Annotated in this window: 15 protein-coding genes; 10 read left to right on the top strand and 5 right to left on the bottom strand. The window is 64.2% G+C overall.

All coding sequences use genetic code 11. From position 1 onward, the window contains the following. Positions 1–38 precede the first annotated feature (38 nt). Together panC and panB are read right to left on the bottom strand one after the other, a co-directional pair. Positions 39–890, bottom strand: a complete 852-nt coding sequence (gene panC / locus AC2FM5_RS12825) for a pantoate--beta-alanine ligase (protein ID WP_170444012.1) — start codon at positions 888–890, stop codon at positions 39–41. Further along, positions 887–1,726 carry a 3-methyl-2-oxobutanoate hydroxymethyltransferase gene (panB, locus tag AC2FM5_RS12820; RefSeq protein ID WP_170444014.1) on the bottom strand — a complete coding sequence of 280 codons (840 nt, stop codon included), beginning with the start codon at positions 1,724–1,726 and terminating at the stop codon, positions 887–889. The genes panC and panB overlap by 4 nt, the downstream gene beginning before the upstream one ends. A 171-nt stretch (positions 1,727–1,897) precedes the next feature. On the opposite strand from panB, the gene AC2FM5_RS12815 reads away from it, so the two are divergent. Genes AC2FM5_RS12815 through AC2FM5_RS12790 form a run of 6 tightly spaced genes read left to right on the top strand, consistent with a single transcriptional unit; the run spans position 1,898 to position 9,384 of the window. After that, positions 1,898–3,385, top strand: a complete 1,488-nt coding sequence (locus AC2FM5_RS12815; RefSeq protein WP_496736004.1) for an ABC transporter substrate-binding protein — start codon at positions 1,898–1,900, stop codon at positions 3,383–3,385. 53 nt (positions 3,386–3,438) lie between these two features. Beyond that, positions 3,439–4,500, top strand: a complete 1,062-nt coding sequence (locus tag AC2FM5_RS12810; protein WP_170459694.1) for a ligand-gated ion channel — start codon at positions 3,439–3,441, stop codon at positions 4,498–4,500. Between the two features lie 49 nt (positions 4,501–4,549). Then, positions 4,550–5,497 (top strand): ABC transporter permease, encoded by a 948-nt coding sequence (locus AC2FM5_RS12805; protein ID WP_496736002.1) that lies wholly within the window; start codon positions 4,550–4,552, stop codon positions 5,495–5,497. Continuing rightward, entirely contained in the window at positions 5,494–6,309 is an 816-nt protein-coding gene (locus AC2FM5_RS12800) for an ABC transporter permease (protein WP_496736000.1), read from the top strand. Before AC2FM5_RS12805 ends, AC2FM5_RS12800 begins: the two co-directional genes overlap by 4 nt. Then, positions 6,306–7,904 carry an ABC transporter ATP-binding protein gene (locus AC2FM5_RS12795; RefSeq protein WP_496735998.1) on the top strand — a complete coding sequence of 533 codons (1,599 nt, stop codon included), beginning with the start codon at positions 6,306–6,308 and terminating at the stop codon, positions 7,902–7,904. The genes AC2FM5_RS12800 and AC2FM5_RS12795 overlap by 4 nt, the downstream gene beginning before the upstream one ends. A 34-nt stretch (positions 7,905–7,938) precedes the next feature. After that, complete coding sequence (locus tag AC2FM5_RS12790) at positions 7,939–9,384, top strand: aldehyde dehydrogenase family protein (protein ID WP_496735996.1); 1,446 nt, start codon at positions 7,939–7,941, stop codon at positions 9,382–9,384. A gap of 6 nt (positions 9,385–9,390) precedes the next feature. On the opposite strand, the gene pncB is transcribed toward AC2FM5_RS12790, so the two are convergent. Then, positions 9,391–10,683 (bottom strand): nicotinate phosphoribosyltransferase, encoded by a 1,293-nt coding sequence (gene pncB, locus AC2FM5_RS12785; RefSeq protein WP_170459704.1) that lies wholly within the window; start codon positions 10,681–10,683, stop codon positions 9,391–9,393. Positions 10,684–10,849: 166 nt separating this feature from the next. Between pncB and AC2FM5_RS12780 the strand changes: the two genes are divergently transcribed. Next, positions 10,850–11,383, top strand: coding sequence for a hypothetical protein (locus AC2FM5_RS12780; RefSeq protein ID WP_170391289.1), 534 nt, complete (start codon positions 10,850–10,852; stop codon positions 11,381–11,383). Positions 11,384–11,387: 4 nt separating this feature from the next. Here AC2FM5_RS12780 and pncA read toward each other — a convergent pair whose 3' ends face one another. Then, positions 11,388–11,981: a bifunctional nicotinamidase/pyrazinamidase gene (gene pncA, locus AC2FM5_RS12775; RefSeq protein WP_496735993.1), complete on the bottom strand. Its 594-nt coding sequence runs from the start codon at positions 11,979–11,981 to the stop codon at positions 11,388–11,390. 96 nt (positions 11,982–12,077) lie between these two features. Here pncA and trhO point away from each other — a divergent pair, with 96 nt between their 5' ends. Both trhO and AC2FM5_RS12765 read left to right on the top strand, forming a co-directional pair. Beyond that, positions 12,078–12,983: an oxygen-dependent tRNA uridine(34) hydroxylase TrhO gene (gene trhO, locus AC2FM5_RS12770; RefSeq protein ID WP_496735991.1), complete on the top strand. Its 906-nt coding sequence runs from the start codon at positions 12,078–12,080 to the stop codon at positions 12,981–12,983. Between the two features lie 80 nt (positions 12,984–13,063). Beyond that, positions 13,064–13,582: a potassium channel family protein gene (locus tag AC2FM5_RS12765; protein ID WP_170364636.1), complete on the top strand. Its 519-nt coding sequence runs from the start codon at positions 13,064–13,066 to the stop codon at positions 13,580–13,582. A 19-nt stretch (positions 13,583–13,601) separates the two neighbouring features. Here the strand turns inward: AC2FM5_RS12765 and AC2FM5_RS12760 are convergent, their stop codons facing one another. Beyond that, a complete protein-coding gene (locus AC2FM5_RS12760; protein ID WP_496735988.1) occupies positions 13,602–13,931 on the bottom strand; it encodes a hypothetical protein in 330 nt (109 codons plus the stop codon). Positions 13,932–14,118: 187 nt separating this feature from the next. Here AC2FM5_RS12760 and AC2FM5_RS12755 point away from each other — a divergent pair. Continuing rightward, positions 14,119–14,451: aldehyde dehydrogenase family protein (locus tag AC2FM5_RS12755; RefSeq protein WP_496735985.1), on the top strand; the 333-nt coding region annotated here is incomplete at its 3' end.

Below are 14,451 nucleotides of genomic sequence, written 5' to 3'. Positions count from 1 at the left end.
CATTAGGCGATTGGTCGGGGCCGTTCCAGACCCCAGTTTCAGGCCACAGGCACGTCGATATTGTCGATCAGGCGCACGCCTTCCAGCCAGGCGGTGGCGAACAGGCGCGCGGGGCGGGTGGCGGCGGTCAGCGGCGCAAGCGTTTCGGCGCAGCGCAGGTCGATATATTCCACTTCGGAAAAGCCCGCCGCCAGCAGCGTGTCGCGGGCCGGCCCCACCAGATCCGCGAATGCGGCGCCGCGCGCCAGCTGCCCGGCCATGTCCTGCATCACCGCATGCATCCGCGCCCCGGTCGCCAGCCCCTGGTCCGACAGGCGCAGATTGCGCGAGGACATCGCCAAACCCGAGGGCTCGCGCACGGTGGGGCAGCCGATCACCTCGATCGGGATGTCCAAATCACGGGCCATGCGGCGCACGACCATCAACTGCTGATAGTCCTTTTCCCCGAAATAGGCCCTGTCTGCCTGCGTCTGCAGGAACAGTTTCGCCACGACGGTCGCCACGCCGTCGAAATGTCCGGGGCGGAATTCGCCCTCCATCACGTCGGTCAGTCCGGCGACGGAGACGGTGGTGGCGAACCCGTCCGGATAGATCTGGTCAGGGTCGGGGACATAGATCGCATCAACCCCCAGCGGCGCCAGCTTGGCCGCGTCGTCCTGCTCGGTGCGGGGGTACTTGGCCAGATCCTCGGGGTTGTTGAACTGCTTGGGGTTGACGAAGATCGTCACGATCACCCGGTCGCAATCGGTCCGCGCCGCCTGTGCCAGCGACAGGTGCCCCTGATGCAGCGCGCCCATGGTGGGCACCACGCCGATGGTCTGGCCCGCGCGGCGCCAGGCCTGGGTCTTGGCGCGCAGCTCCGAAAGGGTGCGCAGGATGGGCGCGGTCATGCCTTGCCCCCCTTGGCAGGGGCCTGATCGGCAAACACATGTTCGGCCGCGGGGAAGGTGCGGGCGCGCACCTCGGCGGCGTATTCGGCGATGGCGGCCTCGGCCAGCGGGCCCAGATCGGCATAGCGTTTGACGAATTTCGGTTTGAAGGCCGTGAAAAAGCCCAACATGTCGTCAACCACCAGGATCTGACCGTCACAGCCGGCCGAGGCTCCAATGCCGATGGTGGGGATGGGCAGCTCGGCGGTGATCCGGTCGGCCAGCCCCTGCGGAACCTTCTCGAGCACGACCGAAAACGCCCCGGCCTCGGCCACGGCGCGGGCGTCGGCCAGCACCGTCTCGGCCTGTTCGTCGCGGCCCTGCACCTTATAGCCGCCCAGCGTGTTGATCGATTGCGGCGTCAGACCCACATGCGCCATCACCGGGATGCCGCGCTTGACCAGAAAGCGGATCGTCTCGGCCATCTCGACCCCGCCTTCCAGCTTGACCGCGCCGGCGCCGGTCTCGGCCATCAGCCGGGCCGCGTTGCGGAAGGCCTGCTCGGGGCTTTCCTCATAGCTGGCAAAGGGCATGTCGATGACCATCATCGCCGTCTCCAGCCCGCGCGCGACGGCCTGCCCGTGCAGGATCATCATCTCCATCGTCACGCCCAGGGTCGAGCTCAGCCCGTGCAGCACCATGCCCACGCTGTCGCCCACCAGGACGAAATCGCAATGGGGGTCCATCAGCCGGGCCATCGGCGTGGTATAGGCGGTCAGGCTGACCAGCGGATCGCCCCCTTTGCGGGCGCGGATATCCTCGGCATTCGGGGCTTTCTTGCGGGCGGTGGCGCTCATGCTCGCTCCTCGCGGGGTTTATGTTGCAGCGCGGCATAGCAGATCGGCAGGGGCCAGAGAAACCCCGGTTGCGCGAACATTTCCTTGAATGACCCAAGGTTTGCAGGGACATTGATTCCGTCTGGGCCGCGTCATCCGCCGCCCATCCGCACATTCTGGGAGGGAATTTACATGACCAAGCCGTTCTTTCGCACCTTTGCCAGCGCCATGGCGCTGGGCGTGGGGCTGCTCGCCTCGCAGGCCATGGCCCGGTCGGACATCACCATCGCCATGCAGCTGGAGCCGCCGCATCTGGACCCGACAAGCGCCGCCGCACAAGCCATCGATTCGGTCGTCTACACCAACGTGTTCGAAGGGCTGACCCGGTTCATGGGCGATGGCTCGGTCGTGCCCGGGCTGGCCGAAAGCTGGGAGATTTCCGAGGACGGAAAGGTCTATACCTTCACGCTGCACGATGGCGTCACCTTCCATGATGGCACCACGATGGATGCCGAGGACGTGAAGTTCAGCCTCGACCGCGCCACCGCCGAGGACAGCGCCAATGCGCAGAAGGCCCTGTTCGCCGGGATCGAAACCGTCGAGGTCGTGGACCCGCTGACCGTCAGAATCACTCTGGCGGAACCCAACGGCAATTTCCTGTTCAACCTGGCCTGGGGCGACGCGGTGATCGTGGCACCCGAAAGCATCGAGGGCATCAAGACCAACCCGGTCGGCACCGGCGCCTACAAGTTCGCCGAATGGGTCCAGGGCGACCGCATCACGTTGGAGCGCAACCCCGATTACTGGGGCGATCAACCCGCGCTGGAGAAGGCCACGTTCAAGTTCATCTCGGACCCTACCGCCGCCTTTGCCGCGATGATGGCCGAGGATGTGGACGTGTTCGACAATTTCCCCGCCCCCGAGAACCTGCCGCAATTCGAGGCCGACCCGCGGTTCCAGGTGCTTGTCGGCTCGACCGAGGGCGAGACCATTCTGGCGACCAACAACAAGAAGCCGCCCTTCGACGATGTGCGGGTGCGGCAGGCGCTGGCCCATGCGATCGACCGCCAGGCGATCATCGACGGCGCGATGTTCGGTTATGGCACGCCGATCGGCACGCATTTCGCGCCGCACAACCCGGCCTATGTCGATCTGACCGGCCAGTCCGCGCATGACCCGGACAAGGCCCGCGCCCTGCTGGCCGAGGCCGGGTTTGCTGACGGGTTCGAAACCACGCTGCACCTGCCGCCGCCCTCCTACGCCCGCCGCGGGGGCGAGATCGTGGCCGCGCAGCTGGCCGAGGTCGGCATCAAGGCCGAGATCATCAACGTGGAATGGGCGCAGTGGCTGGAAACCGTGTTCAAGGGCAAGGATTTCGCCCTGACCATCGTCAGCCATACCGAGCCGATGGACATCGGCATCTATGCCCGGCCGGATTACTACTTCCAATATGACAACCCGGACTTCCAGGCCCTGATGGCGACGCTGAACGCGACCACCGATCCCGATGAACGCACCCGCCTGCTGGGCGAGGCGCAGCGCATGATCGCCGAGGATTACGTCAACGCCTATCTGTTCCAACTTGCCAAGCTGGGCGTGGCCAAGGCCGGGGTTCAGGGCCTGTGGGAAAACGCGCCCACGGCGGCCATCGACTTGACCGCGATCAGCTGGGCGGAATGAACCTTGCGGGTCCGCCCGGCGGGCCCGTTTCCCCATATTAGGGTCTGTTTCAGATGACACGTTGCGTGGTTTCGGTGTTTTTCTTCATGGTCGCCCTGGCCCTGTCGGGGCCCTCGGGCGCGCAAGGGTTGTTTCAGGACGGCCACAGCGCGCTGTTGGGCACCCCGGAAAATCCGGTCGAGGTCGGCGTCGGCATCAAGATCGATCAGATCACCTCGGTCGATCAGAAGGCCGAGAACTATGGCGCCGTGGTCGTGCTGCGGTTTGAATGGAGCGATCCGGCCCTGGCGTTCGATCCGGATGAGCTGGGCCGCGATTTCCGCGTTTTCGATCCGCCGGCCTTCGTGCGCCATGCGGCCGCACGGGATGCCGTGGTTCCGGCCTTCGTCATCCACAACCAGCAGTCCAACCGCTGGGTGCACGAATCCGCGGCCGCCCTGCGCTATGATGGGCATGTGACGTTTGTCGAGAAATCCTCGCTGACGCTGCAGGCGCCGCATTTCAACTTCCTCAGGTTCCCCTTCGACACGCAGGAGTTCCATTTCGAGGTCGTCTCGGTCTTTCCGTCCGACTTCGTGCATTACTACGCGCTGGACCAGTTTTCGGGGCTGGGCGACACGCTGGGCGAAGAGGAGTGGATTCTGGGCAATGCCCGTATGCTGGCCTCGACCACGACCGGCCTGTCGGGCAATGAAAGCGATCAGGTGTCGCTGGTCTTTCAGGGCAAGCGCCACCTGACCTATTATGTCATTCGGGTGTTCCTGCCGATGCTGGTGCTGGTTTTAGTCGGCTGGGCGCTGTTCTTTCTGGACGAATACCGCAAGCGGATCGACATCGCCGGGGCCAACCTGCTGGTCTTTGTCGCCTTCAACTGGGCGATCTCGGCCGATCTGCCCAAGCTGGGCTATCTGACCTTTCTGGATTTCATCCTGCAATGCATGTTCCTGATGACCGGGGCGCTGGTGGTGTTCAACGTGATGCTGCGGCGGCTCAAAGTCTCGGGGCGCGAGGACACGGCGCGCAAGCTGGACAACTATGCGATCAAGTGGATCTATCCGCTGGGCTATGCCGCGATCGTGGGCTACGCGGTCTGGGCGTTTCTGATGCAGTCCTGACGCGCTGTGCCGCTGGACCGGCGGCCAATCCCGGCCTAACGTGGCGGCAATGCTCCGATATGCGCTCAAACGTCTGATTTCGCTGGCACTCAGCCTAGCCGCCGCCTCGGTGGTCATCTTCGCGGTGATCGAGGTGGCGCCGGGGGATCCGGCCTCGTTCATGCTGGGGGTGAACGCCCAGCCCGAAACGCTGGCCGCCCTGCGCGCCGAGCTGGGCTTGGACGTGTCACGGCCGCAGCGCTACCTGAACTGGGTCAGCGGTATGCTGGCCGGAGATTTCGGCACGTCGTACACCTATCGCACGCCGGTGGCGCAGATGGTGGCCGACCGGCTGTGGGTGTCGCTGCCGCTGGCGCTATATGCGCTGACACTGTCGACGCTGATCGCCTTTCCGGTCGGTATCTACGCCGCCGCGCGTCGGGGGAAACCGGGCGATCTGGCGGTAATGGGGGCCACGCAGCTGGGCATCGCGGTGCCGAATTTCTGGTTTGCGATGATGCTGGTGCTGATCTTCGCCATCAACCTGCGCTGGTTCAACGCGGGCGGGTTCGCGGGGTGGGACAACGGCCTGTGGGCCGGGCTGCACTCGCTGACCTTGCCGGCGATTGCGCTGGCTCTGCCACAGGCGGCGATTCTGTCGCGGGTCATGCGCTCGGCACTGCTGGACATTCTGGGTGAGGATTTTATGCGCACCGCCCGCGCCAAGGGCCTGTCGCGCCGTCAAGCGCTGTGGCGGCACGGGGTGCGCAACGCGCTGATCCCGGTGTTGACCATCATCGGGCTGCAGTTTTCCTTCCTGCTGGCCGGATCGATCATCATAGAGCAGGTCTTCTATCTGCCCGGGTTGGGGCGGCTGGTGTTCCAGGCGATCTCGGCGCGGGACCTGATCGTGGTGGAGTCGGTGGTGATGCTGCTGGTCTTTGCGGTCATCACGGTGAATTTCCTGGTCGATCTGGCCTATGCCGCGGTCGACCCCCGGTTGCGGAGCCGCACATGAGCCGGTCTCTGATCCTGGGGGCGGGGCTGTCCTCAGTGGTGGTGCTGATGGCCCTGCTGTCCTTCGTCTGGACACCCTATGAACACGCCGCCCTGAACATCCCCGACAAACTGCAGCCGCCCAACGCGCAGCACTGGTTCGGTACCGATCATTTCGGGCGCGACATGTTCTCGATGATCATGGTGGGCGCGCGCACCTCGATCGCGGTGGCGCTGGTGGCGGTGGGCATCGGCATGGGGTTCGGCGTGCCGCTGGGTCTGACGGCCGCGGCGCGCAAGGGGTCGTGGCTGGACGAACTGATCATGCGCGGCAACGATCTGGTCTTTGCTTTCCCCTCGCTGGTCATCGCCATCCTGATCACCGCCGTCTTCGGCCCCGGTGCGGTGAACGCGATCATCGCCATCGGCATCTTCAACATCCCCGTCTTTGCCCGCATCACCCGCGGCGCGGCCCTGTCCCTGTGGGAGCGCGAGTTCATCCTGGCCGCCCGTGTGGCGGGCAAGGGCGCGGCGCGGATCTCGGCCGAGCACATCCTGCCCAACGTTGCCAATTTGCTGATCGTGCAGGGCACCATCCAGTTCAGCCTTGGTATTCTGGCCGAAGCGGGGCTGTCCTATGTCGGCCTCGGTGCGCAGCCACCCACGCCCAGCTGGGGCCGGATGCTGGCGGATGCGCAGACGATGGTCAGTTTTGCCCCGCATTTGGCTCTGATTCCGGGGCTGGCGATCATCGTGACGGTGCTGGGGCTGAACCTGCTGGGCGACGGGCTGCGCGATTGGCTTGACCCTCGCATCCGGGTGGCCCGCGCATGAGCCTGCTGGAAATCCATAACCTGTCGCTGTCGATCCACGGGGTCCCTGTTCTGGACCAGGTCAGCCTGTCCATCGACCCCGGGCAGATCGTGGCCGTCACCGGTGAGAGCGGCTCGGGCAAGTCGATGACGGCGCTGGCGGTGATGCAGTTGCTGCCCGCAGGGGCCGTGGCCAGCGGCTCGGTCCGCCTTGACGGGCACGAGGTTCTGAACAGCCCCGAGGACGAGATGTGCCGCCTGCGCGGCGCGGCCGTCGGGATGGTGTTTCAGGAGCCGATGACGGCGCTCAATCCGGTGAAGACCATCGGTGATCAGGTGATGGAGACCATCCTGATCCACAAGGCCATGCCCGCCGACGCCGCCCGCGCGCGCGCCCAAGAGGTTCTGACCCGCGTCGGCCTTCCGCCTGATCGCTTTCCCCTGTCGCGCTATCCGCACGAACTGTCGGGCGGGCAGCGGCAGCGGGTGGTGATCGCCATGGCCATCGCCCTGCGCCCCAGGCTGCTGATCGCGGACGAGCCGACAACCGCGCTGGACGTGACCACGCAGGCGCAGATCCTCGACCTGCTGCGGGGGCTGGTCACCGAATACGGCATGGGCCTGCTGATGATCACCCACGATCTGGCGGTGGTGGCCGACATGGCCGACCGGATCGTGGTGATGCAGAAGGGGCGGGTGGTCGAAACCGGGGCCACCGACCATCTGCTGCGCCACATGCAGCATCCCTATACGCGGATGCTGTTTCAGGCCTCGGGCCATCGGGTCGCATTGCCTGCGCCGCCCGCGCCCGCGCCGCTGCTCGAGGTCCGCAACGTGGTGCGGGACTATCGCCTGCCGCGCACGCGGTTGTTTGAAAAGCCCGGCCATCACCGGGCCGTGGACCACGTCAGTTTCACGCTGAACCGGGGCGAGCGCCTTGGACTTGTGGGCGAGTCCGGCTGCGGAAAATCGACCCTGACACGGGCTGTTTTGGGGCTTGAGGAGGTTCAGGGCGGGCAGATCCTGCTGGGCGGCCTGCCAGTGTTCACCGGTCGCAAACCCAATCTGGCCGTGCGCCGCAAGATGCAGGTGGTGTTCCAGGACCCGTTCGGCAGCTTCAACCCCCGCCACCGTGTCGCCCGCCTGATCACCGAGCCTTTTCACCTGCTGGGAACGCCGCCCACCGGGTCCGAACGGCAGCATCGGATCGCCGAGATGCTGACCGCCGTAGGCCTCTCGCCGGACGATGCGGGGAAATACATCCACGAATTCTCGGGCGGGCAGCGCCAGCGCATCGCCATCGCCCGCGCCCTGATCATCCGGCCCGAGCTGATCCTGTTCGACGAAGCCGTCTCGGCACTCGACGTGTCCGTGCGGGCGCAGATCCTCGACCTGCTGGCCGAGCTGTGTGCGGCCTATGACCTGACCTACCTGTTCATCAGCCATGACCTGAGCGTGGTGCGCACCATCACCGACCGGGTGATGGTGATGCAAGCAGGCCGGATCGTCGAGCAGGGCGAGACCGAGCGCGTGTTCGCGGACCCGCAGCACCCCTATACGCAATCCCTGATCCAAGCCGTGCCGAAATTGCCCGAGATCGGGCAGGGCGCAGCATGAAATCCCATTGTTAGAGCCTGTTTTGGAGGCAGATATGCTAAATCCCATCTGGTTTGACCCCACCCTGTGCCTGATCGGCGGCGATTGGGTCGCAACCGACGACACGCTTGAACTGACCAACCCGTCCGACGGCACGCCACTGTGCCGGATTGCGCGCGGTGGGGCGCCGCAGATCGATGCCGCCGTGCAGGCCGCGCAGGCGGCGCTGGACGGTGACTGGGGCAGGACGACCGCGCTGGAGCGGGGCCGCATCCTGACCCGGCTGGGGCAGTTGGTGCGGGACAGGACCGAAGACCTTGCGCTGCTCGAAGCGTTGGACGTTGGCAAACCGCTGACCCAGGCGCGCGCCGACGCACTGGCGCTGGCGCGGTATTGCGAATTCTACGGCGGTGCGGCGGACAAGGTGATGGGTCAGACCATCCCCTATCTGGACGGCTACACCGTCTATACCCTGCGCGAGCCGCATGGCGTGACCGGCCATATCGTGCCGTGGAACTACCCGATGCAGATCATCGGCCGCTCGGTCGGGGCGGCGCTGGCCATGGGCAATGCCTGCGTTCTGAAACCGGCCGAAGAGGCCTGTCTGACAGCACTGGCCTTTGCCCATCTGGCCACCGAGGCCGGCCTGCCGCCGGGGGCGCTGAACGTGGTGTCCGGCATCGGGTCCGAGGCGGGCGCGGCCCTGTCGGCGCATCCGGGTGTGCATCATATCTCGTTCACCGGGTCCGTGGCGACGGGTGCGCTGGTGCAGCAGGCGGCCGGAAGCAACGTGGTGCCGGTGACGCTGGAACTGGGCGGGAAATCTCCGCAACTGGTGTTCGATGATGCCGATCTGGAGGCCGCGTTGCCGTTTCTGGTGAATGCGGGCATCCAGAACGCGGGTCAGACCTGCTCGGCCGGGTCGCGCGTTCTTGTGCAGCGCGGGGTCTATGCCGAGGTCAAGGCGCGCATGGCCGCCGCCTGTGCCGACCTGACCGTCGGACCTGCGACCGAGGATCTGCGCGTCGGGCCGCTGATCTCGGACCGGCAGAAGCGGATCGTAACCGGCTTTCTGGCGCAGGGGGCTGATCTTGAGATCGCAGCACAGGGCCGGATCGTGGATCACGCGCCGACGGGCGGGGCCTATGTGCGCCCGACGGTGTTTGGGGACGTGCCGCCCGATCATCCGCTGGCGCAGAAGGAAATCTTTGGCCCGGTGCAGGTCCTGATCCCCTTCGACACCGAGGAACAGGCCATTCAAATCGCCAACGGCACCGACTATGGGCTGGTGGCCGGGGTCTGGACGCGGGACGGCGCGCGGCAGATGCGGCTGGCCAAACGGCTGCGCGCGGGGCAGGTGTTCATCAACAATTACGGCGCGGGCGGTGGGGTCGAACTGCCGTTCGGCGGGGTCGGAAAGTCGGGCCATGGCCGCGAAAAGGGGTTCGAGGCGCTGTACGGTTTTTCCCAGTTGAAAACCGTGGCCGCCCATCACGGCTGAGCCGGGCTAGACGATCACTTCGATTGCTTCTTGGTCCCCTACGCCAAAGACGCGCTTGTAGCGCTCGATCTCGTCTTTCGGCCCCATCGCCTTTTCGGGGTTGTCCGAAAGTTTCACCGTCGGACGCCCATTGGCCGAGACCGCCTTGCACACTAGCGAGAACGGCGCCAGCGCATCCCCCGGAACCAGCCCGCGGAAATCGTTGGTCAGCAATGTGCCCCACCCGAACGAGACCTTCACCCGGCCCGCGAATTGGCCATGCAATTCGCGGATCTTGTCCACATCGAGCCCGTCCGAGAAAATGATCCGCTTCTGGCTGGGATCCTCGCCGCGCGATTTCCACCAGTCGATGGCGATCTCGGCGCCCTTGGCCGGATCGCCGCTGTCGATGCGGATACCGGTCCAGCCGGCCAGCCAGTCGGGCGCGCGGTCCAGAAACCCCTTGGTGCCATAGGTGTCGGGCAGGATGATCCGCAGGTTGCCGTCATGTTCGTCATGCCAGTCGCTCAGCACGTCATAGGGCGCGCGGGCCAGTTCTTCGTCGGTCTCGGCCAGCGCCGAATAGACCATCGGCAGTTCATGTGCATTGGTGCCGATCGCCTCGACCTCGCGCCGCATGGCGATCAGGCAGTTCGACGTGCCGGTAAACGCTGGGCCCAGCCCTTCGATCATCGCCTGCACGCACCAGTCCTGCCACAGGAAGGAATGCCGCCGCCGGGTTCCGAAATCTGCGATGCCCAAACCGGGAATGCCGCGCAGCGTTTCGATCTTTTCCCAGACACGGGTCATGGCGCGGGCATAGAGAACCTGAAGTTCGAACCGGCGCATGTCGTTCAAAACCGCGCGCGAGCGCAGCTCCATCAGCACCGCCAGCGCCGGGATTTCCCACAGCATGACCTCGTGCCATTTGCCTTCGAATGTCAGCTCGTACTGATCGCCGCGGCGTTCGAGGTGATAGGGCGGCAGGCGCAGATTCTCGAACCATTCCATGAAATCGGGGCGGAACATCTGGCGTTTGCCGTAGAATGTATTGCCTCGCAGCCAGGTGCTTTCACCCCGGCTGAGGCTGAGCGAGCGGATGTGATCCAGCTGTTCGCGCAACTCGCCCTCGTCGATCAGCTTGGCCAGTGGAACGTGATTCGACCGGTTGATCAAGGAAAACTCGACCGTTGTTTGAGGACGGTTTCGAAACACTGACTGGCACATCAGCAGTTTGTAGAAGTCTGTGTCGATCAAAGACCGGACAATCGGGTCGATCTTCCATTTGTGATTGTAGACACGGGTCGCGATGTCGACCATGGGGAACTCCTGCCATTTCCGTTGTTAGATCAATCGGGGCGGTGAATGGCAAGAGTCGCGGATTTGGTAACAATGCCAAGGACAGGCCATAATGCGGGCATAATGTCTGTTCTTTTCGCGGTCTAGTTAAACGGTGGGATGGTACGAGAAGGTAGTAGTTGGTTGAATGGGTCTGGCTTACGACTTTGATATTGTAACGATTGCAAAAGATGGGGGCGATTGCGGTTCGTCGGCTAAGACCGAGCCGAAAACCGCAACGGTCTGTGCGCGTTTTCGCGACGTGAAGACGGCCGATGCTCTGAGGGGGGCGTCACCGAAGCTGCGTCAGGTGTTCGTGGATGCCGGGTTCATTCTGGACAGCCACGGCAGTGGTGAATCGCGTGGTTTCTATCCGCCCGAAGACGCCGCGGCCCGCGAAAAGATCCTGCGCCAGCTGTTTGCAAATATTCGGGCCACGGGATTGCGCGGCCAGTATTGCGGTGAATTCGATCTGCGCGACTTTCTGCGCCATGTTCGCAGCGCGCAGCCTGGGATCGGCATCAAACGCCGCGATCCGGTGCGCCGCCCGCAACCGGCCACACCTGCGCCCGCAAAACCTGACCGAAGAACCGTGCCTGGGCGCATTGGCTTCGCCCTTGGCCTTGCGGTGATCGTGTTCGTCCTGCTGAAATACCTGGCTGCGGCGGGAGCGACGCCCTGAATCGCTAGGCCAACGTAACACCCGTGTCGCGCATGGCCTGTTCCGCCGCTGCGAGCGATCCATCCAGATCGATCGCCCGGCAGGCGTCGGTTCTGACGGTCACGTCAAACCCCAGCCGGGCCGCATCCACAGCTGAATAATGCACGCAGAAATCGGTCGCCAGGCCCACCAGCGTCAGCCGGTCGATCCCGCGGTTGCGCAGATAGCCTTCCAGCCCGGTGGGCGTGGTGCGGTCGTTTTCGAAGAAGGCCGAATAGCTGTCGATCGCGCTGCGAAAACCTTTGCGCAGGATCAGGTCGGCATCGGTACGCAGGTCGGGGTGGAATTCGGCGCCGGGCGTGCCCTGAACGCAATGGTCGGGCCACAGGACCTGCGGGCCATAGGGCATCTCGACCAGATCATAAGGTGCTTTGCCCGGATGGGATGACGCGAACGAGGAATGACCCGCCGGGTGCCAGTCCTGCGTCAGGATCACCGCATCGAAATCGGGCATCATGGCATTGATCGGGGCGACGATCTCATCCCCGTTGGGAACCGCCAGCGCACCGCCGGGGCAGAAGTCGTTCTGGACGTCGATCACGATCAGGGCATGGGTCATGGCGGCCTCCTTTGCGTGTCCTATCGGTAGGCGGGCGGGCGGGGGTCGTCAATGCGGTGTCTTGCGTTGCGGGGGGCCGCGCATTAGATCGCGGCCATGTACACGATCGCCGCACTGTATCACTTCACCCGTTTTGCCGACCCGGACGCCCTGCGCGCGCCGCTGTTGGAGCTGTGCCGCGCGCAGTCGGTCAAGGGCACGCTGCTGCTGGCGCATGAGGGCATCAACGGCACCATCGCCGGCCCACGCGCCGGGATCGACGCGGCTCTGGCGCATATCCGGGCGCTGCCGGGCTGCGCCGATCTGGAATGGAAAGAGGCCACCGCCAGCCAGCCGCCTTTTGGAAAGATGAAGGTGCGCCTGAAGAAAGAGATCGTGACCATGGGCCAGCCGGATGTCGATCCGCGCGCCCGCACCGGCCACTATGTCGAGCCTCAGGACTGGAACGATCTGATCCGTTCGGATGATGTGGTGGTGATCGATACGCGCAATGATTATGAGGTGTCGATCGGTACGTTCGACGGCGCAATCGACCCTAAAACGGCCAGTTTCCGCGATTTTCCTACCTGGTGGGAGCATAACAAGGACCGGTTCCACAACAAGCGCGTCGCCATGTTCTGCACAGGCGGCATCCGCTGCGAGAAATCCACCAACTATCTGCTGGGGCAGGGGGTCGAGGATGTCTATCACCTGAAGGGCGGCATCCTGCGCTATCTCGAGGAGGTCCCGCCCGAGGACAGCACCTGGAAGGGCGAGTGCTTCGTGTTCGACAATCGCGTTTCCGTAGGGCACGGGTTGGCCGAGGGACCGCACCAGCTGTGTCATGGCTGCCGCTGCCCGATCCTGCCCCAGGACATGGAGCGCCCCGAATACGAGCACGGCGTGTCCTGCCACCAATGCATCCACGAGACGTCCGAGGCCGACAAGGCCCGGTTCCGCGAACGGCAGAAACAGATCTCGCTGGCAAGGGCGCGGGGCGAAGAGCATATCGGCGGCCAATAGCTTCGAATCCCGCAAAAAAGCTTGCGATGATGCGCCCGGCGTTAAAAAATGGCCGGTACCCGTGCTTGGGGAGGGGGACGATGGCGCATGATCCAACCACATTGCAGGATTGGAAGCCCACGCTGATCGCAGCGATGGGCCTTGTCATGCTAAGCGCTCTGGCTTGGTACATCCTTTCACACCTGACCGAATCCGCAGCCGGCGACACGATCGGAGCCGCAGCCACCATCGGGTTGGCGATTTGGCTGTTCTCGCAAACCTGGTACTACATTGCGCTTGTGCGCTCGCCCAAGCGGCAGTTGCTGCTGATGGGGATTTCCTTCATCCAGGTCGTGCCGTTCCTGTTCGCTGCAGTCTACGGGTCATACGGGTACTACGATCTGTGCGTTGAAGGCGCCCGCGGTCCGGCGGATGTCCTGTACTTCTCGTATGTTACCTTCACGACGGTTGGTTTTGGTGACTTGCGGCCGGTTGGCGTGTGCCGCGCGCTTGCCGTGGCTGAGGCGATTACCGGCTATATTCTACTGGGCCTGTTCGTGGCAGCGGCCGTAGGGCTGTATGGTCGGTCGCATCGCCATCGCCATGACAAAGACGCCTGAGGCCGCCGGCCACATTTCTTCACTTGTTCCGCTCAATCCATTGCGACATCGCACGTTTGTCGCGGAAGCACTCGCTGGGGATCGGGCGGCGTTTGGTGCGCGAGATCCGCTCGGCAAAGGCCACCTGTTTGCCCGTCGGGTAGTCGGCAAAGGGGGAGGGATCGTGCGCCTTGTGCGCCGAGATCCAATCGGACATGGATCGCCGATCGCGCTGCGCCTCAACCGGGATCTCCAGCGCGGACTGCTGGGCGATCGCGCGCGCATAGCGCATCTGACGGTCCGTGACGGGCAGAATGTGGTAGTCGTTGGTCGGCCCCATCGGGGCGGTTTTGCGCAAAGACCGTTCCATCGGGTGATCCTCCGATCATGTAGAACAGAAATGGAACATTAACCATTTTTTTCAAGAGGGCCCCTTTTTTTGTTGGCAAGAATTCGCCCAAAGCAGTGCTTTATTGACTGATCAATCAATAATCATTACCTGCGGATGAAACCGACCGGCACCGGTTCCCCGGGGCCCGAGTAAAAAAGGATCCGCGATGAAAGTTCAGCCCGAGGCCAGCCACTTTATTGATGGCGAATATGTCGAAGACACCGCAGGCACCCCGATCGACGTGATCTACCCAGCCACGGGCGAGGTCATCGCCCGCTTGCATTCGGCGACGCCGCAAATCATCGAACACGCTCTAACAAGTGCAAAACACGCGCAAAAGGCCTGGGCGGCGATGACCGGAACCGAGCGCGGCCGCGTCCTGCGCCGCGCCGCCGACATCATGCGCGAGCGCAACCGCGAGCTGTCGATCCTGGAAACCCATGACACCGGCAAGCCGTTGCAGGAAACGCTGGTGGCCGATGCGACCTCGGGCGCGGAT

This window comes from Ruegeria sp. BHSA162 (assembly GCF_059613385.1).
This window is presented reverse-complemented; position numbering and strand designations above follow the sequence as displayed.

Coding starts and splice junctions, on each gene's coding strand:
- panC (WP_170444012.1), bottom strand. CDS start 890: ATGACCGCGCCCATCCTGCGCACCCTTTCGGAGCTGCGCGCCAAGACC.
- AC2FM5_RS12760 (WP_496735988.1), bottom strand. CDS start 13,931: ATGGAACGGTCTTTGCGCAAAACCGCCCCGATGGGGCCGACCAACGAC.
- AC2FM5_RS12815 (WP_496736004.1), top strand. CDS start 1,898: ATGACCAAGCCGTTCTTTCGCACCTTTGCCAGCGCCATGGCGCTGGGC.
- AC2FM5_RS12790 (WP_496735996.1), top strand. CDS start 7,939: ATGCTAAATCCCATCTGGTTTGACCCCACCCTGTGCCTGATCGGCGGC.
- AC2FM5_RS12800 (WP_496736000.1), top strand. CDS start 5,494: ATGAGCCGGTCTCTGATCCTGGGGGCGGGGCTGTCCTCAGTGGTGGTG.
- AC2FM5_RS12765 (WP_170364636.1), top strand. CDS start 13,064: ATGGCGCATGATCCAACCACATTGCAGGATTGGAAGCCCACGCTGATC.
- pncB (WP_170459704.1), bottom strand. CDS start 10,683: ATGGTCGACATCGCGACCCGTGTCTACAATCACAAATGGAAGATCGAC.
- panB (WP_170444014.1), bottom strand. CDS start 1,726: ATGAGCGCCACCGCCCGCAAGAAAGCCCCGAATGCCGAGGATATCCGC.
- AC2FM5_RS12805 (WP_496736002.1), top strand. CDS start 4,550: ATGCTCCGATATGCGCTCAAACGTCTGATTTCGCTGGCACTCAGCCTA.
- AC2FM5_RS12795 (WP_496735998.1), top strand. CDS start 6,306: ATGAGCCTGCTGGAAATCCATAACCTGTCGCTGTCGATCCACGGGGTC.
- pncA (WP_496735993.1), bottom strand. CDS start 11,981: ATGACCCATGCCCTGATCGTGATCGACGTCCAGAACGACTTCTGCCCC.
- trhO (WP_496735991.1), top strand. CDS start 12,078: ATGTACACGATCGCCGCACTGTATCACTTCACCCGTTTTGCCGACCCG.
- AC2FM5_RS12810 (WP_170459694.1), top strand. CDS start 3,439: ATGACACGTTGCGTGGTTTCGGTGTTTTTCTTCATGGTCGCCCTGGCC.
- AC2FM5_RS12780 (WP_170391289.1), top strand. CDS start 10,850: ATGGGTCTGGCTTACGACTTTGATATTGTAACGATTGCAAAAGATGGG.